The organism is Brevundimonas sp. GW821-FHT02A10, assembly GCF_059422025.1.
This window is the reverse complement of sequence record NZ_JBWKWC010000004.1, coordinates 96,067-121,060: the sequence shown is the minus strand read 5'-3', so window position 1 is coordinate 121,060 and position 24,994 is coordinate 96,067. Positions and strand designations below refer to the sequence as shown.

The 24,994-nt window shown below is 68.6% G+C and carries 23 protein-coding genes; 8 read left to right on the top strand and 15 right to left on the bottom strand.

Features of this window, described 5'->3' with window-relative positions; translation table 11 throughout:
• Positions 1-13 precede the first annotated feature (13 nt).
• Genes dctA through AC07U0_RS12660 form a run of 3 tightly spaced genes read left to right on the top strand, consistent with a single transcriptional unit; the run spans position 14 to position 4,079 of the window.
• A complete protein-coding gene (gene dctA, locus AC07U0_RS12670) occupies positions 14-1,282 on the top strand; it encodes a C4-dicarboxylate transporter DctA (protein ID WP_494720585.1) in 1,269 nt (422 codons plus the stop codon).
• On the top strand, positions 1,279-2,421 hold the full coding sequence (locus AC07U0_RS12665; protein ID WP_494720370.1) for an alpha/beta hydrolase: 1,143 nt from the start codon (positions 1,279-1,281) through the stop codon (positions 2,419-2,421). The genes dctA and AC07U0_RS12665 overlap by 4 nt, the downstream gene beginning before the upstream one ends.
• A 29-nt stretch (positions 2,422-2,450) precedes the next feature.
• A complete protein-coding gene (locus tag AC07U0_RS12660; protein WP_494720369.1) occupies positions 2,451-4,079 on the top strand; it encodes a pectate lyase in 1,629 nt (542 codons plus the stop codon).
• Positions 4,080-4,128: 49 nt separating this feature from the next.
• Here the strand turns inward: AC07U0_RS12660 and AC07U0_RS12655 are convergent, their stop codons facing one another.
• The 6 genes from AC07U0_RS12655 to AC07U0_RS12630 form a co-directional block, all read right to left on the bottom strand.
• The gene (locus tag AC07U0_RS12655) at positions 4,129-5,367 is read right to left on the bottom strand and encodes a BamA/TamA family outer membrane protein (protein WP_494720368.1); all 1,239 of its coding nucleotides are present in this window, start codon (positions 5,365-5,367) and stop codon (positions 4,129-4,131) included.
• Positions 5,368-5,690: 323 nt separating this feature from the next.
• A complete protein-coding gene (locus AC07U0_RS12650) occupies positions 5,691-6,152 on the bottom strand; it encodes a spore coat protein U domain-containing protein (protein ID WP_494720367.1) in 462 nt (153 codons plus the stop codon).
• On the bottom strand, positions 6,140-8,494 hold the full coding sequence (locus tag AC07U0_RS12645) for a fimbria/pilus outer membrane usher protein (protein ID WP_494720366.1): 2,355 nt from the start codon (positions 8,492-8,494) through the stop codon (positions 6,140-6,142). The genes AC07U0_RS12650 and AC07U0_RS12645 overlap by 13 nt, the downstream gene beginning before the upstream one ends.
• Positions 8,475-9,176 (bottom strand): fimbrial biogenesis chaperone, encoded by a 702-nt coding sequence (locus AC07U0_RS12640; RefSeq protein WP_494720365.1) that lies wholly within the window; start codon positions 9,174-9,176, stop codon positions 8,475-8,477. The genes AC07U0_RS12645 and AC07U0_RS12640 overlap by 20 nt, the downstream gene beginning before the upstream one ends.
• A gap of 8 nt (positions 9,177-9,184) precedes the next feature.
• Positions 9,185-9,658 (bottom strand): Csu type fimbrial protein, encoded by a 474-nt coding sequence (locus AC07U0_RS12635; protein ID WP_494720364.1) that lies wholly within the window; start codon positions 9,656-9,658, stop codon positions 9,185-9,187.
• A gap of 408 nt (positions 9,659-10,066) precedes the next feature.
• Entirely contained in the window at positions 10,067-10,429 is a 363-nt protein-coding gene (locus tag AC07U0_RS12630; RefSeq protein ID WP_494720363.1) for a DUF1622 domain-containing protein, read from the bottom strand.
• 135 nt (positions 10,430-10,564) lie between these two features.
• On the opposite strand from AC07U0_RS12630, the gene AC07U0_RS12625 reads away from it, so the two are divergent.
• Entirely contained in the window at positions 10,565-11,074 is a 510-nt protein-coding gene (locus AC07U0_RS12625; RefSeq protein ID WP_494720362.1) for a DUF202 domain-containing protein, read from the top strand.
• 148 nt (positions 11,075-11,222) lie between these two features.
• On the opposite strand, the gene AC07U0_RS12620 is transcribed toward AC07U0_RS12625, so the two are convergent.
• Positions 11,223-11,450 carry an SHOCT domain-containing protein gene (locus tag AC07U0_RS12620; RefSeq protein ID WP_494720361.1) on the bottom strand — a complete coding sequence of 76 codons (228 nt, stop codon included), beginning with the start codon at positions 11,448-11,450 and terminating at the stop codon, positions 11,223-11,225.
• 197 nt (positions 11,451-11,647) lie between these two features.
• Between AC07U0_RS12620 and AC07U0_RS12615 the strand changes: the two genes are divergently transcribed.
• Complete coding sequence (locus tag AC07U0_RS12615; protein ID WP_494720360.1) at positions 11,648-12,511, top strand: bestrophin-like domain; 864 nt, start codon at positions 11,648-11,650, stop codon at positions 12,509-12,511.
• 20 nt (positions 12,512-12,531) lie between these two features.
• Here the strand turns inward: AC07U0_RS12615 and AC07U0_RS12610 are convergent, their stop codons facing one another.
• Both AC07U0_RS12610 and AC07U0_RS12605 read right to left on the bottom strand, forming a co-directional pair.
• Positions 12,532-13,449: an HAD family hydrolase gene (locus AC07U0_RS12610; protein WP_494720359.1), complete on the bottom strand. Its 918-nt coding sequence runs from the start codon at positions 13,447-13,449 to the stop codon at positions 12,532-12,534.
• Positions 13,450-13,559: 110 nt separating this feature from the next.
• Entirely contained in the window at positions 13,560-14,546 is a 987-nt protein-coding gene (locus AC07U0_RS12605; protein WP_494720358.1) for a sensor histidine kinase, read from the bottom strand.
• Positions 14,547-14,782: 236 nt separating this feature from the next.
• Between AC07U0_RS12605 and AC07U0_RS12600 the strand changes: the two genes are divergently transcribed.
• The gene (locus AC07U0_RS12600) at positions 14,783-15,418 is read left to right on the top strand and encodes a response regulator (protein ID WP_492949275.1); all 636 of its coding nucleotides are present in this window, start codon (positions 14,783-14,785) and stop codon (positions 15,416-15,418) included.
• Positions 15,419-15,583: 165 nt separating this feature from the next.
• Complete coding sequence (locus tag AC07U0_RS12595; RefSeq protein ID WP_494720357.1) at positions 15,584-16,531, top strand: formylglycine-generating enzyme family protein; 948 nt, start codon at positions 15,584-15,586, stop codon at positions 16,529-16,531.
• A 292-nt stretch (positions 16,532-16,823) separates the two neighbouring features.
• Here AC07U0_RS12595 and AC07U0_RS12590 read toward each other — a convergent pair whose 3' ends face one another.
• Genes AC07U0_RS12590 through AC07U0_RS12580 form a run of 3 tightly spaced genes read right to left on the bottom strand, consistent with a single transcriptional unit; the run spans position 16,824 to position 17,782 of the window.
• A complete protein-coding gene (locus tag AC07U0_RS12590; RefSeq protein WP_494720356.1) occupies positions 16,824-17,030 on the bottom strand; it encodes a hypothetical protein in 207 nt (68 codons plus the stop codon).
• A 3-nt stretch (positions 17,031-17,033) separates the two neighbouring features.
• Positions 17,034-17,459: an SRPBCC family protein gene (locus AC07U0_RS12585; protein WP_494720355.1), complete on the bottom strand. Its 426-nt coding sequence runs from the start codon at positions 17,457-17,459 to the stop codon at positions 17,034-17,036.
• Positions 17,456-17,782, bottom strand: coding sequence for an ArsR/SmtB family transcription factor (locus tag AC07U0_RS12580; RefSeq protein ID WP_492033210.1), 327 nt, complete (start codon positions 17,780-17,782; stop codon positions 17,456-17,458). The genes AC07U0_RS12585 and AC07U0_RS12580 overlap by 4 nt, the downstream gene beginning before the upstream one ends.
• A 136-nt stretch (positions 17,783-17,918) precedes the next feature.
• Between AC07U0_RS12580 and AC07U0_RS12575 the strand changes: the two genes are divergently transcribed.
• A complete protein-coding gene (locus AC07U0_RS12575) occupies positions 17,919-21,203 on the top strand; it encodes a S41 family peptidase (protein ID WP_494720354.1) in 3,285 nt (1,094 codons plus the stop codon).
• A gap of 21 nt (positions 21,204-21,224) precedes the next feature.
• On the opposite strand, the gene AC07U0_RS12570 is transcribed toward AC07U0_RS12575, so the two are convergent.
• From AC07U0_RS12570 to AC07U0_RS12560, 3 genes are all read right to left on the bottom strand, one after another.
• Positions 21,225-21,584, bottom strand: coding sequence for a YdbL family probable chaperone protein (locus AC07U0_RS12570; protein WP_494720353.1), 360 nt, complete (start codon positions 21,582-21,584; stop codon positions 21,225-21,227).
• Positions 21,585-21,601: 17 nt separating this feature from the next.
• Positions 21,602-21,793 carry a YnbE family lipoprotein gene (locus tag AC07U0_RS12565; RefSeq protein ID WP_492949282.1) on the bottom strand — a complete coding sequence of 64 codons (192 nt, stop codon included), beginning with the start codon at positions 21,791-21,793 and terminating at the stop codon, positions 21,602-21,604.
• A gap of 70 nt (positions 21,794-21,863) precedes the next feature.
• Positions 21,864-24,965 (bottom strand): intermembrane phospholipid transport protein YdbH family protein, encoded by a 3,102-nt coding sequence (locus AC07U0_RS12560; protein ID WP_494720352.1) that lies wholly within the window; start codon positions 24,963-24,965, stop codon positions 21,864-21,866.
• Positions 24,966-24,994 lie beyond the last annotated feature (29 nt).

Genomic DNA, 24,994 nt, shown 5'->3' with positions numbered 1-24,994 from the left:
GACCGTCCCGGGCCTGCGCTGGCTGAAGCCGCTTTACGTACAGGTTCTGGTCGGCATGGCGCTGGGCGTCGCGCTCGGTGTCTTCGCGCCCGAGATCGGGGCGGCGATGAAGCCGGTCGCAGACGGCTTCATCAAGCTGATCCGCATGATGCTGGCGCCGGTCATCTTCGGCACGGTCGCCCTCGGCATCGCCCGTATGGGGGATATGAAGGAGGTCGGCCGCATCGGCGCGCGGGCGCTGCTCTATTTCGAGGTGGCCTCGACCATCGCGCTTCTGATCGGCCTCGTCGTGGTCAATCTGGTCCGGCCGGGCGCCGGGATGAACGTCGATCTGGCCAGCCTCGATGCCGGGGCGATCACCAGCTACACCACCGCCGCCGAGGCCGAGTCCGTCACCGGCTTCCTCCTCGACATCATCCCCAACGCCTTCCTCGGCGCCTTCGTCGAAGGGCATATGCTGCAGGTCATCCTGCTGGCCGTTCTGGTGGGCATCGCCCTGACCCAGATGGGCGAGCGGGCGCGGCCGCTGCTGGACGGCGCCGACCGGCTGATGGACATGCTGTTCCGCATCGTGGCCATGGTCATGAAGCTGGCGCCGTTGGGGGCAGGGGCAGGCATCGCCTTCACCGTCGGCCGCTACGGGCTGGACAGCCTGTGGTCGCTCGGCCGGCTGCTGATCTGCCTGTATCTGACCACGGGGGTGTTCATCGTCGTGGTGCTGGGCGGTGTGCTGCACTGGGCCGGCTTCTCCCTGATCAAGTTCCTTCGCTACTTCCGCGAGGAGATCCTCGTGGTGCTGGGCACCTGTTCGACCGAAGCAGTGCTGCCGCGCATGGTCGAGAAGCTGGAGCGGCTGGGGTGCGAGAAGACGGTGGTCGGTCTGGTCCTGCCGGCGGGCTACACCTTCAATGCCGACGGCACCTGCATCTATCTGACCATGGGCGCGATCTTCGTGGCCCAGGCGACCAATACGCCCCTGACCCTGATGGACCAGCTGGTCATCCTCGGCGTCCTGCTGCTGACCTCCAAGGGTTCGGCGGGCGTCGCCGGGGCCGGCTTCATCACCCTGGCGGCGACCCTGTCGGCGGTGGGGACCATCCCCGTGGTCGGTCTGGTCCTGCTGCTGGGCGTCGACCGATTCCTCAATGAGGCCCGGGCGGTCACCAACCTGATCGGCAACGCCGTCGCCACCGTCGCGGTGGCGCGGTGGGAAGGGGCGCTGGACCGCGATCGCGCCCGCGCCGTCCTGAACGGTGAGCCCGTGCCGGCGGCCGCCTCGTGAAACGGCTTCTGGTCGCAGTTGCGGGGGCTCTTGCCCTGCTCGGCGGCTGCGCGGCCGACGGGCTGGAGCGGGTCGACGTCTCCTTCGCCGGCGGCGCCTATAACGCCGACCAGAGCCGGATGACGGGTCAGGCCCATGTCCTGAAGCTGACCCCGCGGCGGGCGCGCCACCGGACGCCGCTGGTGCTGATCCCGGGGCAGGGCCAGACCATCGCCAACTTCCTCGGCACGCCGGACGGGCGCGAGGGCTGGGCCATGGACTTCGTGCGTCATGGCTTCACCGTCTATCTGATGGACCAGCCGGGACGGGGCGCCTCCGGCTATGACGCGGCCTATGGCCCGTCCGACCGGCAGGGGCCTTTGGTGCTGGAGCAGCGCTTCACCGCGCCGGAAGCCTTCGACCTCGCGCCCGGCGCCGCTTACGGATGGCCCCAGGCGCGGCGGCATACGCAGTGGCCCGGCGCGGGCAAGCCCGGCGATCCCGCTTTCGACCAGTTCTTCGCCTCACAGGTCGAATACGCCTCGGGTTCGGTGTCCGCCGTTCTGGTGTCCGAGGCAGGCGCGGCCCTGCTGGACCGGATCGGGCCGGCGGTGGTGATCACCCATTCCCAGTCCGGCCCCTTCGGCTGGGGCATCGGCGAATTGCGCCCTGATCTGGTGCGGGCGATCGTCGCCGTCGAACCCAGCGGCCCGCCCTTCGCCAGCGCGGCCCAGCCCTGGGGCGACGGCTCGCCCGACCGGGTGACGCGGCCTTACGGCCTGACCACCCCCCCCCTGACCTATGAGCCCGCCCTGTCGTCGCCGGACGATTTGACAAAGGTCTGGACGCCGTCCGACGACCCCGAACTGACCGGTTGCTGGTCCCAGGGTGGCACGCCGCGTCGGCTGGCCCATCTGGCGAAGATGCCGATCCTGATCCTGGTGGGCGAGGCCTCCTACCACGCCGGCTACGACCACTGCACCGCGCGGTATCTGGTCCAGGCCGGGGTCCAGACGCAGTTCGTCCGCCTGCCCGAATGGGGCCTTACCGGCAACGGCCATATGGTCATGCTGGAGCGCAACAGCGCCGCGATCAGCGCCCGTATCGGCGACTGGCTTTCCCATGCCCGCCGTCCCGACGGCGCGGCCGTCCTTCAGTGATTTTCCGTTCGCCTTCCCGAGGATCCGACATGTCCGCTTCCCAACTCTCGCGCCGGGGCGTCCTGCTCGCCGGCGCCGCCACTGCCGGTCTGGCCCTGACGGCGCCGGGTCTGGCCCTCGCGGCTGACCGCTCGGCGATCCTCGCGACCATGAAGCGGGCGACCCGGTTCATGACCGAGACCGTGGCGGTCGGGGACGGCTATGTCTGGTCCTACACGCCCGACCTGTCGCGGCGCTGGGGTGAGTTGGAAGCGTCGCCGACCATGATCTGGGTCCAGCCTCCGGGCACGGCGACCATGGGTCACCTGTTCCTCGATGCGTACCACGCCACGGGCGACGAGGACTATTACGTCGCCGCCGGCAAGGTCGCCGACGCCCTGATGAAGGGCCAGCTCGATTGCGGCGGCTGGAACTATGTCATCGACACCGCCGGCGAGGCCTCGCTTGAGCGCTGGTACGCCACCTATGCGAAGAACGCCTGGCGGATGGAGGAATTCCAGCACCACTATCCGAACGCCACCTTCGACGACGTCACGACCCAGGACGCGGCCAACTTCATGCTGCGCGTCTGGCTGGAGAAGAAGGACGCTCGTTTCAAGGCCTCGCTCGACAAGGCGATCAACTTCGTTCTGGAAAGCCAGTACCGCATCGGCGGCTGGCCCCAGCGCTATCCGCGCGTTCCGGACGGCGGCCTGCACGGCCATGCCGACTACAGCGGTTACATCACCTTCAACGACGACGTCTCGGCCGAGAACATCAAGTTCCTGACCTTCGTCTACCAGTCGATGGGCGATAGGCGGGTGCTGGATCCGATCCGCCGCGCCATGGACTGTTTCATCGTCACCCAAGGGGCCGCGCCCCAGCCGGGCTGGGCCATGCAATACACGGTCGACGACCTGCAGCCGGCGGGCGCCCGGACCTATGAGCCCCGGGCCCTGGCGACCCACGCCACGGCGGGCAATCTCGAACAGATGATGGACTTCTACGTCCTGACCGGGGACCGGAAGTATATGGCGCGGATCGCCGAGGCCATCGACTGGCTGGAATCCGTCACCCTTCCGCAGGCCCTGCAGAGGGACGGGCACACCCACTCGACCTATATCGAGTTCGGCACCAACGCGCCGATCTACGTCCACCGCCGGGGTTCGAACGTCGTCAATGGCGAGTACTATGTGAACAAGGATCCCAAGGACACGGTGGTCCACGCTGGCGGCTTCCGCACCATCGACATCGCCGGTCTGCGTGCCCGCTATGCGGCCCTGATGTCGATGCCGGCCGAGAAGGTCAGCGAGGGCTCGGCCATTCTCTCGGCGCCGGGCTCCGTGCCGCTACCGAAGTATTATACGACGCGGGCCCTGCGGGTTTCGGATCTCAACAGCGGCAGTCTGATGGCCTCGGCGCCGTCGGGCGGCGGCCAGGTCGACGCCCTGGTCTCGGGCCTGAACGCCGAGGGCTACTGGCCGACGCTGCTGTCCTCGACCAGCAATCCCTACGTCGCCGACTCCACCGCAGCGCTCGCGCTCGGGGAGTTCCGCATCACCCGCGTCGGCGACGCCTCGGACACCTCTCCCTATCTGACAGACTATCCGAAGGAGGGTATCTCGACCGGGACCTACATCCACAACATGGGTCAGCTGATCGAGGCCTTGTCGGCCTGAACGGCGCCATCCCGACAAGAGAACAATCGGGTGGGAACAGGCTAAGGCGTCAATCCATGCCGAACGACCAGGCGTGGCCGAACTGCAGGTACCAGATGAAGCCGTCGGGACCCCAGGCGAAGTCGGCGCCGGCGTCCATACCCAGCCTGCGCGCCAGCCGGTAGCGGAAGCCGACGCCGCCGGCCCAGATGTCGCCTGAGTCCGAGAAGGTCCGGCGGTCGCCCTTGTCGGCGGAGCCATATCCCGCGAAGGCGAGCAGGGCCCAGCGCGGCGAAACCTGCCAGGTCGTTTCGACCTCGGTGCTGAGGGCGGTCATGCCCTGGTACTCGGCGGCCTGGACCCCGCGCAGATTGACAGCCGGGGCGTAGAAGAAGGGGAAGTCGTCGCGGATGGCGTCGACCTCGACCTTGGCGCTATAGCGAACCGGACCGGCGCTCTTGCCGAAGACGTACAGGTCGGCGGCGTAAACGTCATAGTCGCGGTCGCTGCCGAAGGCCTCGCGGTTGAACTTGCCCTCGACATAGGCATTCACGCCGCGCGTCGGGGTGATGGGGTTGTCGCGGCTGTCGAAGTGAAGGCCCAGGCCCAGGGCCCCGGTCTGCAGGGTTTGGCCGAAGTCGCCCGCGAGGTCCTCCGGCAGGAAGCTGGTGTTGATCGAGGACGTCAGCTTGCGGAAGTCGAACGTCGGACCGAACGAGAAGCGGTCGTCGCGGAAATGCCAGAGCGCCGAGCCTAGGAGGCCGTAGTCGTACTGGCTGGTGTATTCGACGCCGCCCGGAGCGAAGGCGGGGTAGGTGTCCAGGGTAATCTCGCCATGGGCGACGCCGAACCGGTAGTTCAGCCGCCCGTCGAAGGCATAGCCGCTCTGGAAATAGCCGACGCCGTTCGAGCCGTTGCCGGTCTTGAAGGCGGCGATGACGTGCCGGGTGACCTGACGCGGATGTTCGGGATCGACCTTGAAGAAGGCCAGGGCGATCCCGCCGCCGCCATCGACCGCCGGCTCGGTAATGATGATCGGCACGGGGATGAAGCCGCCCTTCGACAGGAAGGCGGAGAAGTCGAGGTAGCGGTCTTCCGGGTCGATGAACTGGCCGAAGAAGCCGGGTTTGACGGCGAGCGGCGCGGCTGCGGCGTCGGCCTGAGGGGCCGGGTCAGGCGCGGTCTCCACGACAGGAGGAGGGGCGATGTCGGGATCGGAAGCCCGGGCGTAACTCGCCTGGGCCGCGAGGCCGGCGAAGGCTGCGACGCCGGGAGCGATCCATCTGGTCCGGGTCTGTCTGCGGCGCACGATCGCGGTCCCTTCCTGTCCGTCGCCACTCTGGGGCGGTGACCCGCAGGGAGGCATCCGGGAAAACCCCCGGCCCGGAGCAGGGGATTGCCGGTGGGGAAGGGAGCGGTGGGCTAGAAGCTGTAGGTCACACGCCCGGCTTCGCGCACGAGCCGGGGCGGAGCGTCTCGCGAGCCCCGGCAGGCGGCCCCGGACGCCGACAGGACGCAGGTCTGCGCAACCTGCACCCGCACCACCATCGTACCGGTAGGGGCGGGCGGAGCGGCGTACGCGGTCTGGAGTACGGCGAGGAGCAGGATCGAAGCCATCTCCTCCGACCAGCCCTAGAACGCGACCTCGATCAAGAGGGTATCGGAGTAATCGCCCGCCGGAACCCGCTGACCCGGCGCGATCGCTCCGAAGATGGCCCAGGTCCCGATGCCGAAGGCGCGGGTGCGCGGCGGGGGCAAGGGCGTCGTGCCGGCGGTCCCGTCGCCCAGCACGCGGCGGCGGGCGGAGTCGACATAGAGGTTGTAGTGCAACTCGGCCGAGCCCGAGGTCATGGTGCGGTCGATGACGTTTCCGGATCCGCCGGCGCTCAGGGTGACCCGGGGAACGCCGCTCGCGCCGCCGCCCGGACAGATCACCTGGACCCGCCCGATACTGGTGACCGGGCTGCGGTCCAGGCTGCGGTAGGGGGCGAAGACCAGACCAGTGACATTGATCTGGCAGATCGTGGTCTGGGCCGAAGCGGGCTGGGGCGCAAGGAAGACCCCGGCGGCCAGAAGGGCAGTCAGGAGACGCATGGATAGGGTCCCATCCGGGGTTGCGAGCCCTGCGTCTCCGGAACGGTGAAACGGGCGTCGCAGCCGCCGTCGCGCCATCGGACCTCGAGCCGGTTCTCGCCGACGGTCAGGCCACGCACATAGATTTCCCCGCCGAAGCCCATCGGGGCCTCGAAATCCTGTCCCGCCAACCGGACGGTCGCGCCCGCCGGGGGAGGGGCGCCGTCGGGGCCGACCAGCAAGACGATGGCCGACCGCGCGCGGGTCACCTCGAAGGTGGCCACCAATCCGGCGCCGCTTCGGGGCGCGACCCGCTGGGTGCTGTCGGCGAGCGCGGCGTCGATGGGCAGGTCCGTCGCGTCCAGCGATATGGCGTTGGGCAGCCAGGACTGCAGGTCGGGGACAAGCAGCCGTCCCGACCGCCCCGTGCGCCCGACGGGCCTGTTCTCCAGCGCCACGCGCACGCCCGGCGTCCCCGCGGTGTCGACCACCGCGAAGCCGTCGCTGATCCGCCCGGCGAGGAAGGCCTGACCGCCCATCAGCACCAGCGACTGGGCGAGGCCGCCCTGAAAGCCGGTCGAGTCGTCCAGTCGCGTCGCCCGTACGAACAGCTCGGCCCGGGCGCCGCGCCAGCTGGCGTTGGCGTCCGCCATTGTGGCCTCGTCCTGACCCGAGACGGCCGCCATCTGCCATGCGAGGCGGTTGTCGAACCCCTGACCCTGGAGCTGGACCTCGCTCTCGGGCGCGCCGTCGCGCCAGCTTTGCTCAGCGAAGCCCTGGGCGTGCTGGCCCAGCGGCATGCTCAGCGACAGCATCGCGCCCCACGCTCCCGTTTCGGTGTCCGTATAGGCCGAGGTCGAGAGGCGGACCGTTCGCCGCCGCCCCAGATCCGCGCCCCAGGTTCCCGAGACGACGCTGGTCAGGGCGTGGTCGCCGGTCCGCTCGCGCGCATAGACCAGATTGACCTGCCCCCAGGGGCCCAGATTGTAGCCTGCCGACGCCGTCGCGCGTTCCTGAATGCGCGCATAGCCGAACCAGGCGGCCAGATCGGTGAAGCCGTAGTTGTAGACATAGGTGGCCGCGACATTGAAGCGGGCGGTCTGGCGCGAGGCGGCGACATAGTAGGCCCAGCCTTCCTCTGTGCCGGCCCGGCCTCCCATCAGGGCGCCCTCGACCGTGATGAACCGGCCGAGCGCTACAGCCGCGCCCACACTGCCGGCCCAATAGTTCTCCGCCGCCACGGCGTAGCCTCTCAGGGTGATCGCGTCGCTGAGACCATAGGCGCCGCTGCCCGAGGCGAAGGCGGGGCCGTAGTCGTTGCTGAACAGATTGTAGTTCCGGCGCGGGAAGCCGGCTTCGATGGAGAAGGCGCCACCGCCCTTCGCCAGCAGGTCGGCGCCTGCATAGAAGGGCAGGTTGACCTCGGTGCGGCGCCCTGACCGGTCGGTGATGACGGCCCGGATCGTATTGGCGCCGGTGATGATCGGCAGGTCGCTGAGCCGCACCGGGCCGGGGACCACGGCGTTCGAATAGCGTCGCACCCCGTTGACGAAGACATCGACGGTCGAGGGGACGGACACCTCCTGCGTCAGGGTCGGCACGGGGGAGGTGATGATGTCGGGCCGCAGGCTGAAGTCGCTGCCCCATTGCAGACCCCCGAAGCGCAGGGTGCGCGTCCACTGCGGTCCTGCGGTGAAGGAGTCGCCCAGACGCAGCCGCCGGCTGTGGGCGGGATCGTCGAAGTCGAGGTGGGTCTCCAGCCGAACGAACCGGGTCTCTTCGTCGGGGGCGCCATAGACGACGCCGCCGACGAAGGCCGTGAACCGGGGGGAGAACAGACGGGCGTCCAGATTGACCGAGAAATTGCGCCCGAACAGCGGGTCGTCTTCACGCGGGGACCACTGGCCGAAGGCGTCCCAGGCCAGCATCGCCCCCCAGTCGGCGTGGGCCTCGACCGGGGCGATGCCGGGCGCGACCCGCAGCTCGGTGGTCTTCAGCAGGCGCGGCTCGGCGATGAGGTCGATGGTCTGGGCGGACTGGTCGATGGTCCAGCTGAGCCCCTGGATCCCGTCCAGCCAGATCCAGCGCCCGGCGCCGATGGGTGTGGTCAGGGCCGGATCGAGCACGAAACCCAGGCCGTCGAACTGCTCCGCAGGAATGCGCAGACGGCCGTCGTCAAGGACGAAGCGCGCCACCAGACCCAGGGGCCAGTGGTTGACGCTGACGTCGAGCAGATAGGTCGCCGGCGCGTCCTGCTGGACAGGCGGCGCGGGCTCGGGCTGCTGGGCCCGCGCGGTGGGCGCCGCGGACATGGTGGTCAGCAGGAGCGAAAGCAGGGCCGTCTCATGGCGCGAGCGGAACATCGGCGCGGACCTCGCCGAACTCGCCTTCGCCGGCGATCGTCAGCGATTGCGTCCCGTCGGGAACGCCCTCGATGGTCCAGACCCGCTGCGCCCCGGCCAAGACATAGCCCTCGAGGGGATCGCCGACCGGCTGGCCTCCCGCGCTCAGGGTGGCGCCGATCAGACGTTCGTGCGCGGCGCCGTCGTTGACGGCGGTCAGGGTCACCGTGCTTCCGCTGCGGACTGCGGTCCACTGAAGCCTCGGCCGGTCGGTGATGGCGGTGGTGACGAAGACGGGGACGAGGGCGCGGACCGCGGTGCGCACGCCCGCGCCGCTCGGCGACTGGTCGCTCGGGATCTGGTCGATCACCAGCCGGAAGGCGCGTTCGCGGTCGGCGGCCGGCAGGTTCTCGATCACCAGCCGGATCACCTGGCTCTCGCCCGGCGCCAGGGAGGCCTGTGGCGGGCTGGCCAGCATGACGGCGGAGGGGGCGTACTGATCCGTCCCGTCCGCCTGGCTCCAGTCCATGGCCCGGATCTGGATGCTGGCGGGCGCATCATTGGAGTTGCGGATGGTCAGGGTCGTGGTCCGCTCGGGGCCCACCATCTGCAGGCGCGTTGGGCCGATCTCGATGGAGTCCGCCAGGGCGGATGAGGACGCCAGAAGCGCTGCGAGCGTTCCGATGATCGAGGCGCGTGTCATGGAAGCTCCTAGAACTGGACGGTCACCCGGACCATGTCGACATAGTTGCCCGCCGGGACGACCTGTCCCGCCGGGGTCTGGCCGTAGACGGTGTAGGTCACCGTCTGGCCGGTGTTTTCCTGCCCCGACAGCTGCCAGGCAGCGCCGGCGGTGTTGATCGGGTCCTGCAGGGCCGCATCGCGGAAGACCTGATAGTTGAGATTGGCCGGGCCGCTCATGCGCCGGGCCTGGGGATTGCCCGAGCCGCCGCCGTCGAGGCTGACCGTCGCGGCCGATCCGGGCGTGCAGCGCACCGTCACAACGGTTGTCGCCGTGGAGGCGGCCGCTGAGCTGTAGACGCCGAAATTGAGGTCCTGGGCGGTGACCTGACAGTCCGCCACCACCTGGGCGCGGACCGCGAACTGGGCCGTCTTGGTCTGGGCCAAGGCCACGGCGGGCGTGAGGGTGCCTGCGAGAAGAACAGGCAGCCAGATCAATCGCATCAAAGCCTCCCGAGGTTGGAGGCCCAGATGTTATCCACGATCAATACGGAGCCTATCGGCACAAACCCGGAGCGGTTTGAACGCCTTGGACACGGTTTGCCCGTGGCGATCGACGGCCCGGGTCAAGGCGGCGCTCCAAGGATTCTCGGGGTTCGCGGTGCGGAATATCAGGGTTCGACCGGATATGTTTCGAGGTGAATCGGGTGTCTTTTGATCGTGCCCGACAGCCCGGTAGCCCCCCAACCGCCGGATGACGTCGGGTCCCGGAACGCCCCAACTCCCGGGCGCACTCGGCCCCGCGTTCTCCGACGCGGGGTCGTTTTCTTTTGGCCGGTGGGTAACGGCCCGAAAGCAAACGGCCCGCGCCTTTCGGTGCGGGCCGGCTTCATGCGGCGGCGGGCATCCGTCTTATGCGGCGGGTGCGACGGTCTCGGATCTCGCGGGCTCGGCCAGGGTTTCGATGTCGCGCGCCAGGAAGAAGTTGAGCACGGTGCGGATGGCGGCGATGGCGGCGAGCTGGCCGATCTCGGTCCAGTTGGGCGCGATGGCCGTATCAGCGATGTCGGCGGCCAGAGCGAACTCCAGCGCCAGCATGAGCCAGGCGGCCAGGGCGATCCAGGCCGGCTTGTAGGCCCCGCCGGGACTGTCGCTGAGCAGGGGGCGCAGACACATCAGCCCTGCCTTGACCGCGCCCACTGCCACGCAGAGGACCGCCAGAAACTCGCAAAGCAGCGAGACGTAGCTCGCGACCTCCTTGAACACGGATTCCATTCGTTACCTCCTGCGGGCGAAAGACATCAGTGTTTCGATGCGACGGGCATCGGGTCAAACCCGGCAAGGCCTTTCCGTGGAAGCAAGCGAACTGGGCAAAAGACCTGATCGCCAAGGTCGGGGGCGGAGGATTGGATGGCGGACGTCAACCGCTCAACCCGCGAGGCCTCCATGTCCGACAAACCCGTAGACGACAGCCAATTCATCGCGGGCTCGCCCTCGGTGGAGCTGTCTTCCAACCGCACCAGCCTGTCGTTCGAGCGGACGCGGATGAGCGCGGACCGGACCCTGATGTCGATCGTGCGGACGTCCCTGTCGCTGATCAGCTTCGGCTTCACCATCTTCGAGGCGTTCCGGCAGTTGCAGAAGACCGGCGTTGTTCCGAGCATCAGCTCGGCGCCCCGCAACCTGGGCCTGGCCCTGGTGTCGCTCGGCGTCCTGCTGCTCGTCATGGGCATCGTCTCCCACATGCATTTCGGGCGGGAGCTCAATGGTCGGCGCGAGCGGCTCTACGGCGAGAAGCTGCTGCACAGCGACATTCACTATTCGGCGACGCCGACCTTCATCATCGCCTTCCTGCTGCTGGCGGTGGGGGTGCTGGCGGGGATCTTCATGGCGGCCCGCCCCTTGATCGGCGGGCACTGACCGGGCTTGCGGCTTTCGCTGCTCCCCGGCTCGCGATGGGCGAAGGCCGGGGCGCCGCAGAAGGACACCGACAGGGCCGAAACGGCGCAGAGGCCGAGGCGTGGAAGGTTCACGCGACGCCGCATCCGATCAGAGTTGGCGTCCACGTCTAGTTATGGCGCAGGATTTCGCGGCGCTTGGTATCGTACTCACGCTGGGTGATGACGCCGGCGTCGAGGGCGGCCTTGAGATCGATCAGCTGCTGGCCGGTGGTCTGGGTCTCGATGGCGGTGGTGGCGCCGCCACCGCCACAAGCCGCCAGGCTAAGCGAAAGGGCCCCCACAGACAGGGCGATGACGACCGGCGCCGTGATCAGGGGGAAGGTCAGTCGGGACATGGTGATCTCTCCAAACGGAGCCACAGACTGCGATCATCCGCCCGAAACGGCACTCGGGTCTAACCCGCAACGCTTGTCGGGGGGCGGGGCTGGCCGTCCAGCGTGACCGGGGGTGACGCCATGAGCCTCTCTAGGGAATCCGACCGATAGGCGCCTTTGGCCTCCAACCGCCACCCTGTTGCCGACGGAGGGCTGACATGACCAACACCTTGACCGGCGCGTTTGACGCGACCCCCCTATGGCTCGTCGGCATCGGCTTGGTGCTCTCCATGGGCCTGGCGGCGGTCGTCGGCTGGCTCATTCGCCGGCGCATGGTCGCCGTCTCGGGCGACAAGGAGGCGTCCGGGCAGGAGGGCTATATCGTCTCGGGCGTGCTCGGCCTTCTGGCCCTGCTGCTGGGCTTCACCTTCTCGCTGGCGATCGAGCGCTACGAGGGCCGCCGGGCCCTGGTGCTGGAAGAGGCCAACGACATCGGCACCGCCTATCTGCGCGCCCAGCTCCTGCCGTCGCCGCACCGCGAGCGGGTCAGCAATGTTCTGGTCGTCTACACGAACAACCGGATCGCCCTGGCCGAGGCGCAAGGCCCCGGGCCCGAGCGGGACGTCCTGGTCCACCAGAACAACAGGCTGCTGACGGACCTCTGGGCGGAGACGGTCGCGGTCATGCCCGGCATTCGCGATGCCGAGTTCTCGGGGGCCTTCATCGAATCCGTGAATGCGGTCATCGACATGGACACGGCCCGCAAGGTCGCCCGGGGGCTGCATGTGCCGTCCGAGGTCTTCCTGCTGTTGTTGATCTACCAGATCGTCAGCGCCGGGGTGCTGGGCTTCGTCCTGTACGGCCGCCACGGCATCGCCCTGGCCACCATGCTGTGCCTGCTCTTCACCCTGTCGCTGCTGCTGATCATCGATGTCGATCGCCCGACCTCGGGGGGGGTGCGGGAATCGCAGCGGCCGATGCTGCTGCTCAAGGACTCCCTCGCGAGCCAGCCGCCGGAGGTGTTCAACCGCACCATCGAGGGGGCCGCGCCGACGGAGCCGGCCGAGACCGGCGCCTTCTGAGGCGGGGGCTGCAGGCGCGATCAGGCGAAGACCTTCTTCCAGTCCCGCGCCATCGACACGACCGTCAGGCCCAGCTCCCGGGCGTGATCCAGCCCCTCGATCAGCGGGCTGAGCTGGTTCTCCCGGTCATAGGCCGCCTCGCGGAATGCATCGTCGTGGTGGAGCATGAGCGCCAGCCCCGGCGTCGACCCGCCCATGGCGTAGCGCAGCATCGGCAGGTCGCTGTCCGAACTGCCGAAGGCCAGGATCGGCCGCCGGCCGATGTGGTCGGCGATGGTTTCGACCTTGGCCTCTGCATCGTTGAACAGCCGCACCATCGGCAGCTTGCACAGCACCGAGCCGCCGAAGGCGTCAAACCTCTGCTCGATCCGGTTGGAACTGCCGATGACCTGCTCGGGCGGGATGCCGTAGAGGCGCTGGGAAAAGGCGCGGATGAAGTCCACGCCGCCGGCCGAGACGATCCACGGCCGGAACCCGCTCGCCCGCAGATACTGGAGGAGCTCTAGCTGCGGCTGATAGACCAGATTGGCGCACAGGCGGACCAGGGCGGGGTTCGGTGTGATCTCCAGCCACGCCCTGACCCGGGCCTCGAACTCCGGCAGGGTCAGGCCGGCGTCGATCAGGGCCATGGCCTCGAAGATGGCGCGCTTGCCGAGGCGGTGGGCGGCGGTCGGATCCCGCTCCAGCAGGGTGCGAAACGGCTCGCGGTCGCGCAGGGAAGGCGCGCTCTCGGCGAGCTTCTCCAGACTCTCGCGGGCGAACAGGGTCTGAACCGTGGTTGGTGTTTCGCACCAGAGGGCGCCGTCATGGCCAAAGACGGCGATCCGGTCTTCCTGGGCGACGAAGTGGGCGCTGGAGGGATCGGTCGTCAGAGCGACGAAGTTCAGAATGGCGCTTCGGGCGGCGTCATCTCTCCAGGACGGGAGAACTGCGGGCATGGCGGCTTCCAGACAATTTGAGCGACCACACCACAGGACCGACACGCGGGGCATCGGGTCAGACCCTAGCGCTCCGTTCCCATATGCCCCGTGCCCGGAATGTCCGGTCGTCAGGCCCGGCGCGACCGGCGGGGCGCCGTGACGAGGACGCTGACGCCCCGCCCGTTGGAGTCCATGCGCATCGCGCCGCCGAGTGAGGTGATGCGCGATCGCATGCTGGCGATCCCAACGCCGCCGCCCTTCATCGCCAGGGCCAGCTGGGCGCTGTTCATGCCCCGTCCGTCATCGGTGATCACAAGGCTGACCTCGGCCGGTTCGGCGACCAGCTCGACGTTGACCGCCGTCGCCTGGGCGTGCCGGTGCACGTTCATCAGCGCCTCCTGGGCGATGCGGAACAGGGCGACTTCGGTGTCGAACGGCAGGAAGGCGCCGTTCAGGCGAATGTCCATCTCGATGGCCAGGCCGGTGCGCCGCGCGAAGCCCTGGGCGAAGCGCCGCAGGGTCTGTTCCAGCCCCTGTTCCTCGATGCTGGGCGGGTGGAGCAGGAAGGCGAAGGTGCGCATCTCGTTCTGAACCGCGCTCAAGGTCTCGCGCATTTCCCTGACGATGGCTTCGTTGGGGCCCTGGGGTTTGCCTTCCAGGGACCCCAGCAACATGTCGAGTGCGACCAGATGCTGGATGGTCGAATCGTGGAGCTCGCGCCCGATGCGGCGGCGCTCGGCCTCTTCGGCGTGGATGATCCGCCGTTCCAGGTCCTTGATCAGGGCAGGCGCGTAGTCCGCCGTAACCTCGACGGCCGCGCCGATGATCTGTCGGGCGCGCGCTTCGCCCGGTCGGGCGAGCAGGCGGGAGCGGAAATGCAGCCAGCACAGCCGGTCATCGTCCTGGGCGATCGAGATGACCATGTCGGCCATCTCGCCCGGCGGCAACTCGTGCAGCTTCTTCAGATGGGCATTGAGGATGGTGACGTCCGACGGGATCAGCCGCCGCCGCAACCCGCCGAACCGGAAGGCCCCGCCGCTGGGGACCAGCAGCCGTTCCAGGAAGGCGTCGATGTACTTCGGCCGGCCGGTCTCGAGGTCGAGAATATAGGCCATGCCCGGTGACAGGCCCGGACCATGGTGATGGTCCGTGACCGGCGGTGGGCGCGAATCCTCAACGTCATACGACGCCTGTACGGTCGCGCGGGTTCGGGTATCGGCCCCTGACAAAGCCGCCTCCTGAAAAGCCCTACGCAAGCACCATAACACAACTCCTAAGGGTTTTTTCTGATATACTGCATTTATTCAGCCCCTAATGGTTTCACCTGAACTGGGCTGTCGGGGAGGGCGCTGTGTTGAGGATACTATTGGCGGACGACCATGAGGTTGTTCGCCGCGGGGTGAGTGAGATCATTTCTTCCAATCCGGCATGGGAAGTTGTCGGGGAGGCCGCCGACGGCGATACAGCCTTTGAGATGGCGCTGAACCTGCGTCCGGACATTGCGGTGCTGGACGTGTCGTTGCCGCATATGAACGGGGTGACCCTGACTCGCCGCCTCAAGCAGGAGGCGCCGGAGATCTCGGTCCTGCTGTTCACGATGCGCGACGACGACGAGACGGTGAACGAGGGGCTGGCAGCCGGCGCGAAGGGCTATATCCTCAAGACCGACACCCAGCAGCACCTGAGCGCGGCCATCTCTGCGATCGGAGCCCGGCGACCGTACTTTTCGCCCTGGGTCTCGGAACTGCTGCTCGACGGCCTGGTCCAGGACCGCAAGCGGTCGCGGCTGAAGACCTTCACCGTGCGCGAGCTCGAGGTGGCGCAGCTGATCGCCGAGGGCCAGTCGAACAAGGCCATCGCGCGCGACCTGAGCATCAGCGTCAAGACCGTCGAGACCCACCGGGCCTCGGCCATGCGCAAGGCCGGGGTGCGGACGGCGGGCGAGTTCGTCCGGTTCGCGATCAAGCAGCATCTGATCACCCCCTGACCCGTGTTTCGGCCGCCACACGGCGCCCGTAGGGCGCTGTTTCGGGCGGACTTCGGGGTTTGACCTGATCGTCCCGACGGCTCCGTCGGGGCACCTCTTGGGCCAGTCCGAGGGGGATCAATCCATGTCACACATCGCCGAGACCCGTGTCGCGGAGCGACTGAAATGACGGCCCGGGCGCGCAGGCCCGATCCGCGTCGTCCGGCCCGTATCGAGCTGCCGGCCGGCCTGTTCATGATGGGGTCCGACGACCACTACGCCGAAGAGGCGCCGGTCCATGCGGTGATGGTCGACTCCTTCGCCATCGACATCCATCCGGTGACCAACCGCGACTTCGCCGAGTTCATCGAGGACACGGGCTGGACCACCTTCGCCGAGATCCCGCCGGACCCGAAGGACTATCCGGGCGCGCCGCCGGAGATGCTGCAGCCGGCGTCCCTGGTCTTCACCCCGCCGCCGGGGCCCGTGCCGCTGAACGACATCCGCGCCTGGTGGATCTATCTGAACGGGGCGAACTGGCGGAACCCGCGGGGCCCCGGGAGCACCCTGGACGGCCTCTGGGACCATCCGGTGGTCCATGTCGCCTGGGCCGATGTGACGGCCTATGCCCGCTGGGCCGGAGCGGAGATCCCGACCGAGGCCGAGTGGGAGTACGCCGCCCGGGGCGGGGCCGACACCGCCTATGCCTGGGGCGACGAGTTCGAGCCCGGCGGCAAGGTCATGGCCAACACCTGGCAGGGCGACTTCCCCTGGAACAACCGCAAGCCCGAGGGGCAGCGCTACACCAGCCCCGTGGGGGCGTTCGAGCCGAACGGCTTTGGCCTGTACGACATGATCGGCAACACCTGGGAGTGGACCCAGGACTGGTGGTCGACAGACGCGGTGGTCACCCGGGCCTGCTGCGCGCCCAGGAACCCGCGGGGCGGTGAGCTGGAGGCCAGTTTCGATCCGGGCCAGCCCAACATCCGCATCCCGCGCAAGGTGCTGAAGGGGGGCTCGCACCTGTGCGCCCCGTCCTACTGCCGGCGCTATCGGCCGGCGGCGCGCCATGCCCAGCCGGTGGACACCTCGACCTCGCACGTCGGCTTCCGCTGCATCGTTCGCCATGGCTGAGGCGGGGGCGGCGTGCACTCGAAAAAAGGTGGTGCAAAAAGTGCAATTCTGAAAGTCAAACCTGAGGTTGATCAGCCAAGCTTCTGATTTTCAAGGATGCGTATCGCGATAAGCGATTGCACTCCGGAGCGGCAGGAGTGCAATCGGCGCGGCGTCCTCAGGACGCGTTTGCTGGAACTGTCAAAGACCGGACGGCACGCTACCACGGCGTGGGCCCATGCTGAGCCGACCGGCGGGCGCGGACGGAACGCCGCCTGATTTCAGCCGGTTGCGAGCAAAGGCGGCGCCGGGTTCAGCCCGGCGACCGCCTGAACCGCGCCACCCAGGGCAGGGCGAACAGATACAGGCCCGAGATCAGCAGCAGGATCAGTGGAAACAGCGCCAGAAGGCCGATCCAGACGGCTTGCGACTTCTGGATCAAGGCGACGATGTTGACGATCACCGCCAGGGTGAAGGCGATCGAGAGCCAGCGGTGGATCTGACGGATCAGGGCGTTCATGGCTCAGCCCTCCCGCGCCAGCAGCTGATCGAGGTTGTCGAGGAATTTGGCCCAGCCGAACTTCGCGCCGCCCGAGGCCTGCTTCTGCTCGGGACGGAAGCCGGCCTGTTCCATGCGCAGATGAACCCCGCCGTCGGTGGGGGTGAGGGTGAAGGTGACGACGCTCTTCAGGGCGAAGGCCGGGTCCTCGCTGTCGAAGTCCCAGCTGTAGGCCAGGGTCCGGTTGGGCTCGAGGGTCAGGACCTCGCAGTCCAGCACCCCGCCCCAGTCGCCGCGCAGCTTGAAGCCGTGACCGACCTCGGGGACGAAGTCGTTCTTCATCAGCCATTCCTCGATCAGGTGCGGCTGGGTCAGGGCGCGCCAGAGCTTCTCGGGGGCGTGCGGGTACTCCCGCTCGACGATTACGGATTGCGTTTCAGCGGCGGTCATTGGTCCATCCTGTTCAGCAGGTCTCCGAGGCCGTCGAGACGGGCCTCCCAGAAGTCGGTCATGTCGCGGGTCCAGTCGGTCAGGGCCGACAGGGCGCCGGGGCGGGCGCTGCAGTACGTCTGGCGGCCCTCGTGCCGGTCGCTGACCAGCCCGGCCTGGCGCAGGACGCCCAGATGCTTGGACACCGCCGGCTGGGACACTCCAGCCCGGGCGGTCAGGGCGCCGACGGTCTGTTCCCCCTCGCGGCACAGGCGCTCGAACAGGGCCCGGCGGGTCGGGTCGCCAAGGGTTCGGAACAGAAGATCGGGATCAGCGGGCGTCATGAAAATAGATAACTTCGTGGTTATGGGTTATTCCATAACTGACGGGTTATGTTTCCGTCAAGTCACTTGACAAGCGCGGCCATTCGCCGCGCGATGGGCGCCTGATCCAGACGACTTCCCCCGGGGCGAAAACCACATGAAAACCAACCAGGCGGCGGCCCTGATCGCGGTCGCCCTGACGCAGCTTTTCGTTCAGGGCCAGGCGTTTGCGCAGACCGCGACTGTCGAGGCCAAGCCGTCGCTGGCCGAGCCCAGCCTGTCGGCGGACGGCAGCCAGATCGCCTTCGTCTCGGGCGGCGACATCTGGGAGGTTTCGGCCTCGGGCGGGGTGGCCCATCTGCTGGTGACCGATGCAGCGACGGAAGGCAGGCCGCTGTATTCGCCCGACGGGACGAAGCTGGCCTTCACCTCGACGCGCGGCGGCAACGCCAACATCTACATCCTCGATCTCGCCAGCGGCGCGACCACGCGGATCACCTACGCCGAGTCCAACGAGGAGCTGGACGCCTGGTCGGCGGACGGCAAATGGCTCTACTTCGCCTCGGGCATCAACGAAGTGGCCCGCCAGCCGGACATCTTCCGCGTCGCCGCGACCGGCGGCACGCCGCTGGAGGTCAGCCGCGAGCAGTATCTGTCCGAGTTCCAGGCCGCGCCTTCGCCGGACGGGTCATCCATCGCCCTGATGGCGCGGGGTCTGAGCAACGGCCAGTGGTGGCGAAACGGCCATTCCCACATCGACGAAACCGAGATCTGGGTGAAGCCCGTCGCCGAGAGCGGCGCCTATCGCAAGCTGCTGGCCGACGAAGCCAAGCACGCCTGGCCGATGTGGAGCCCGGACGGCCGCACCCTCTACTTCATGAGCGACACCTCGGGCGCCGAGAACCTGTGGCGCATGCCCGTCGCGGGCGGGGAGGCCGCGCAGGTGACCCGGTTCACCAGCGGCCGGTTCCTCTATCCGAACATGGCGGCCAACGGCTCGGCGGTGGTGTTCGAGCGTGACTTCGGCGTCTGGAAGGCGGACCCGGCGACGGGGCAGGCGGCCCAGGTGCCGATCACCCTGCGCGGCGCCTCGGCGGCCGAGAGCCAGCGCCACGTGACCCTGACCAATTTCGAGCGCATGGCCCTGTCGCCGGACGGCCGCAAGGTCGCGGTCCTGGCCCATGGCGAGCTGTTCGCCGTCTCGGCCAAGGACGGCGGCCCGGCCCAGCGCGTGACCACCAGCCTGGCCGCCGAGCGGGAGATGGTCTGGTCGCCGGATTCCAGAAAGCTGCTCTATGTCACCGAGCGCGGTCTGGACCACGTCATCGCCCAGTACGATTTCGAGACCTCGACCGAGACCCTTCTGACGACCTCGGGCATGGCCTCGGCCATTGCCTACGCCCCGGATGGCAAGTCGATCACCTATGTGACCGACGTCAAGGAACTGCACATCATGACCCTGCCGACGGCCAGTTCGCCGGCGGCGGATCGCGTGCTGTTCACCGGCGCCCTGGCGACCGACGAACGCGGGCCGACGCCGGTCTGGTCGCCCGACAGCAAATGGATCGCCTTCCCGGTGGTCGACCGCCGATCCTTCACCAATGTCCATGTCGTGCAGGCGGCGGGCGGCGAGGCGCGGCCGGTCAGCTTCCTGGGCAATGGCCAGATGGGCAAGATCACCTGGTCGCCGGACGGCAAGTTCATCCTGTTCGACACGTCCCAGCGCACCGAGGACTCGCGGATCGTCCGCATCGACCTGCTGCCGCATGTGCCCAAGTACCGCGAGGACGCGTTCCGCGACCTGTTCAACCCGGAAGCGCCGAAGACCGAGACGCCGGATGCGCCTTCCACCACGCCGGCGACCACGCCTCCCGCGACCCCGCCAGCCTCAAGCGCCGCCCCGGCTCGCAGCCAGCGCGCGGCGCCGCCGGCGCCTTCGGCCGCCCCGCCGCGCGCCCCGCGGGTCAATGTCTCCATCGTCTTCGAGGGCATCCGCGAGCGGGCCACGCTTCTGCCGCTGGGGCTCAACGCCGATGGGCCGGTGATCAGCAACGACGGCAAGACCCTGGTCTTCCGCGCCAGCGAGCGGGGGCAGGAGAGCCTCTATTCCTGGTCGCTGGACGAGCTGGCGACCGAGCCGCCGGTGGCCCAGCAGATCAGCTCCACCCCCAAGCCCAAGCCGGACTTCTTCCTGACCGGCGACGGCAAGACCCTGTTCTACCTCGACGGCGGTTCGGTGGTGACCACGACGCTGGAGATGCCCCGGCCCAAGACCATCGGCATCCAGGCCCAGATGGACGTCGATTTCGCGCGCGAGAAGCAGGTGGTGTTCGACCAGACCTGGAGCACGCTGAACCGCAATTTCTTCGACCCCAACTTCAACGGCCAGAACTGGACCGCCCTGCGCGCGCGGTTCCAGCCCTATGTCGCGGGCGCCCGGACCTCGGACGAACTGCGCCGGACGCTCAATCTGATGATCGGGGAGCTGAACGCGTCTCACTCGGGCATGGGGGCGCCGCGCGGCTCGGTTCCGACGGACCGGATCGGCGACCTGGGCCTGCGTTTCGACCGCGAGGCCTATGAGGCCGGACGCGGCCTGATCGTGCGCGAGGTGGTCAATCTGGGCCCGGCCTTCATCGCCGGCTCGATCAAGGTCGGCGACCGTATCGTCAGCGTGAACGGTCAGGCCATCGCGACTGACACCAATCTGGACGCCCTGATGCAGAACCAGGTCGGCGACCGGGTGGTGCTGGGCTTCACCAACGCCTCGGGGCGGCATGAAGCGATCGTGCGTCCGGTGGGGGCGGGGACGGCGTCCGGTCTGGCCTATCGCCAGTGGGTGGCCGGCCGCCGGGCCTATGTCGAGCGCGCCTCGGGCGGGCGGCTGGGCTATGTCCATATGATCGATATGTCGGCGGACAGTCTGAACCAGCTCTATCTGGACCTCGACAGCCAGAACCAGGGCAAGGAAGGCATCGTCATCGACATCCGCAACAACAACGGCGGGTTCGTGAACGGCTATGCGCTGGACGTCTTCTCGCGCCGGAACTTCCTGCACATGACGCCGCGCGACCTGTTCACAGTGCCCAGCCGGCAGGCGCTGGGGCAGAGAGCGCTGGACAAGCCGACGGTGCTGGTGACCAACGAATCCTCGCTGTCGGACGCCGAGGACTTCACCGAGGGCTATCGCACCTTGGGGCTGGGCAAGGTGGTGGGCCAGCCGACGGCCGGCTGGATCATCTTCACGGGCAGCGAGCGGCTGATCGACGGCTCGACCGTGCGCCTGCCGGGATCGCGGATCCAGGGCTCGGCCGGCGACGATATGGAGATGCACCCGCGGGCGGTGGATCAGGCCGTCGAACGGCCGCTGGGCGAGACCCTGTCGGGCCGGGACGCCCAGCTGGACGCGGCTATCGCCCAGTTGCTGAAACCGGCGGGGTGATCCCCGCCGGCTACGGCATGATTAGCGCTGGACCCACTGGCCGGCGGCGTTCCTGTACCACTGGCCGGAGCTGATGCGGCCCAGAAGCTGGGTCTCGAACATCCGGGCGGCGGCGATTTCGGTCGTGGTGCCGGCCTCGGTGGCGCTGCGGGCATAGACGGCGCGGCGGCCATTGTTGGTGGCGTCGACGGCGGCGCGCAGGTCGGCGTCGGCAGTGGTGCGGATGCCGACATAGCCGTCGGCCTGTTCGCCCACGGTCCCTTGCGACTTGGCAGAGTCGATCAGGGCCTTCTGGGCCGAGGTCTGGGCGACCGCGGCGGTCGCGCCGACGGCCAGGAGCGCCACGGCGGCGCCGGCGATCATGAGTTTGCGGAAGGTCATCTGCTGAATCTTTCCCATCAGAACAGGTTGGGGTTCTCTTGAAGGAGCGTCTGCAGCTCCTTGTCGAGACGGATGCGGACGTCGGCGCTGAGCGTGGCGTTGATGGTGATCGGGGCCACTTCCAGACGCACGGTCGGGGTGCAGGCCGAGGCGCCGGCTGCGGCGAGGCCGCCGAGGGCGAGTGCGGCGAGGGTCCGCTTTGTGATCATGGTCGCTACTCCGGAATCGATGACGTCCCCCACCTTAACGCGGTGCGGGGTGAATGGCCCCTGAACATTTTCAGGGAACAGGGGCGGGCGGCGGCGTCTCGGCGGCGACCTGACCCTGACGGACGCGGTTCAGCTCCAGCAGGTCGCCGATGAGCTGGTTGGCGTTCAGGGTCGTGTCGAGGTTCAGATTGACTCCGGTGCCGGAGGGCAGGGGCAGGGGCTTGTCCATGAACCGCCGTTGCAGGACCTGCAGCCAGGTCAGGCGGATTTCCTGCTTCTGCGGCGGATCGTGGCGGCCGTGGATGGCGAAGCGCAGGTTCAGCTTGCCGGCATCAAGGCTGTTGACGACCACGGTCATGTCGTCGAACGCCAGGTTCTCCAGCGCCTGATAGGCCAGGTCGGTCATCATGTTCGGCGGGACCTCGGCGTCGGCGTTGGAGGCCTCCATGCCGGTCAGGGCTTCGCGCTGCAGCGACAGGCGGCCGGGCTGGACGGCGTTCAGCACGCCGCCCTGGACGCGCACACCCTCGGGGCCGGAGGTGAAGGGCAGGCGGCCCGAGACGATGGCGTCCAGCTTGACCTTGTCGTCCAGACCTGCGCCCGAGAAGATGTTGCCGATCTGGACCTTGTCGAGGACCAGGGCGCCGGTGATGGTCTTGGTGCGGTCGAAGGGCACCGACAGGGGTTCGATCCGAACGACGCCGCCGCCGACCTTCAAATCCGCCCCGCCGAGGGTGAAGCGCGTCAGGTCGAGGCCGAACTCCAGCTTCAGATCGGTCAGGGGCGTGACGGAGGCCAGGCTGTCCAGGGTCAGGGTCTGGTTCGGGGCGGTGGTCAGGGGGACGAGGCTGGTCAGGACGACCTCGCCCTTCAGTCCTTTCGCCTCGCCGACGGGGCTGGTGAAATCGAGGCCGGGGATGGTGATGAGGCCCGAGCTGGTCTGGGTCTCGGGCGTCCAGTCGAAGCGGCCTGTGAAGCGCGCCTGACCGGTCACGGGCGGCTCGACGAAGCCGGCGACGAGGGGGCTGAGGTCCAGCGGCTGCAAGCCGCCCTGCGCAAAGGTCAGCATACCCGTGTCGAGGGTCAGGCCACCGCTTTCGGTGATCCCGTTGTTGTGCAGTTCGATCCGGCCAAGCGGGTTCGGGCCAGAGGCGACGTCGAAGGTCCCGGTCCAGATTTCCTTGGCCAGACCGGCGGTTCCGGTGAGTTTGAGCGGGTTGAAGCGGCGCGTGGCGGCGGCGTCGCGGACCGTGGCCTGTTCGATGCGGGCCGACAGGGTCAGGTCGCCGCCCTTGGAGCCGTCGACGCTCAGGCCGCCCTCGGCGTCGGCGATGCGGGCCTCAAGGAAGGGGGCGGCGGCGGAAACGCCGGCGAAGCGGCCGCGCACATGCCAGCCGCCGTCGTCGACGGTGACCAGCGGTCCGGCGGGCGGGCAGAGCTGGCCGGCGACGTCGGACACATCGTTCTCGCCCAGCTCCAGCAGGCGGGCGGTGAAGGCGCTGCAGCCGCGGGGCGCATAGGTCAGGCGCGCATTGGCCGAGGTCAGACGGCCCGCCGTCCGCACGGTCAGGCCCTGGGCGAGGCCGAAGTCGAGGGCGGCGCGGGCGTCGAGATCGGCGAAGAAGCCGGTGGGCGTCAGGCTCCAGCGCGGGACGGCGACTGTCGCCTCGGGCAGGCCCTTGCCGCGCGTCGCCGTGACCGACAGGGCGCCGCCGCCCAGTTGGCCGGGCGCGGCGGCGAAGACGGGCGTCGAGGTCGCCGTCAGGGTCAGGACGCCGCCGTTGGCCGGGGTCAGGCGGACAGGCCGGGTCAGCCGCGCCTCGGTCCTCGTGGGACCGACCGTCAGGCGAACGGCGGGGGCGGAGACGGCGAAGTCGCCGAGCGCCCGCTTCATTTCCGCCAGCTCGGGGATGTCGTCGGACGCCACCGGGCCGAAAAGGGGCCAGGCGCCGTGGGCGGCGGTGGCGGCGATGGCGGCGTTTATGCGGAGCGCATCGTCGGCGACGAGCTGAAGGGCGGTCGTGGTGCGCACGGTCTTGAGGTCGAGCTCGCCGAAGCGGAAGCGGTCGGCGGTCGCCGCGACCGGGCCGGAGAGGGCGGTGCGGAAGCCTGTGGTCCCGCGTGCGACCTCGGCGGCGGCGCCGTTCGCCGTGGCGCGCAGGCCGTTGAGTTTCAGGGTTTCGGTGGAGGCCTCGCGCGCCGTGAGGGCCAGATCGGTGGCGCCGGTGATGTGGAAGGCCTCGATCCAGCCTTGGGTCTGGCCGTCGAAGGTCAGCTTGAGCGCGGCGTCGGTCAGGCTGTTCTGGCCCGTCGCGGCCGAGCCGGCGGTGAGGGTCGCCTGAATCCGGGCCTGTCCGTCGCCACGTCGGGTCTTGAGGTCGGGGTAGGGCAGGGCGCCGGTCAATGACAGGCGCAGGTCGCGGCCCCGGCCGGCCGGGCCGGATACGGCCTCGGCGGCGGAATGGACCGTCACCGCCACCCGGTCGCCCGTGGTGGTCAGGTCGACGTCGGCCTGAAGCCCCCTAACCGAGGTCTCGCCGCTCTTCAGCGCGGCGGCGGGCATGCGGGCGACCAGCCGCATCAGCTTGCCGTCGTTGACGCGGGCGTCGGCGAGGACGGTGACGGCGCCGTAGTCGCTCTGGAGGCGCAACTGGCCGCTCTCGACCAGGATCAGTGGGCCATGGCTGTCGGGCTTCGGCGGCTGGCCGGTGAATTTCTTCACCAAGGGGTCCAGCGCCCCCATCGAGAAGCTGCCGTCATGCCAGCGGGCCGAGAGGACGGGGCGCACAAGGCGGATGCGGCCCGGCGTGACCCCGAAACCGGCGCGCGACCAGGGGGCGCCGATGGCGTAGTCGACCTCGGCCCGGTCGACGACGAAGTCGGGGTGGGCGGGATCGCCGATGAGGATTCGGCCGGTGAAGCCGTCCAGCTCGATGCGTTGAACCTGAACCTGGGCGTGGACGCCCTGTTGCTCCAGCCAGCCGGTCAGGATCTGCTGGGCCGCCGCCCGCCGGTTCAGATAGAGGCCGCCCGCCAGGACGATGACCACAACGACGGCCGCGCCGCCGGACATGAGGGCGATGCGGCCCGCCCGGCGTCGTTTGCCGGCCCCGCTCCGGCGGTTCGGGGGCGCGGTCTCCGGCGGCGTTTCAGAGGCGGTGGGGGAACGCATCGTAGCGACTTAGAGCAAATCAAGCCCCG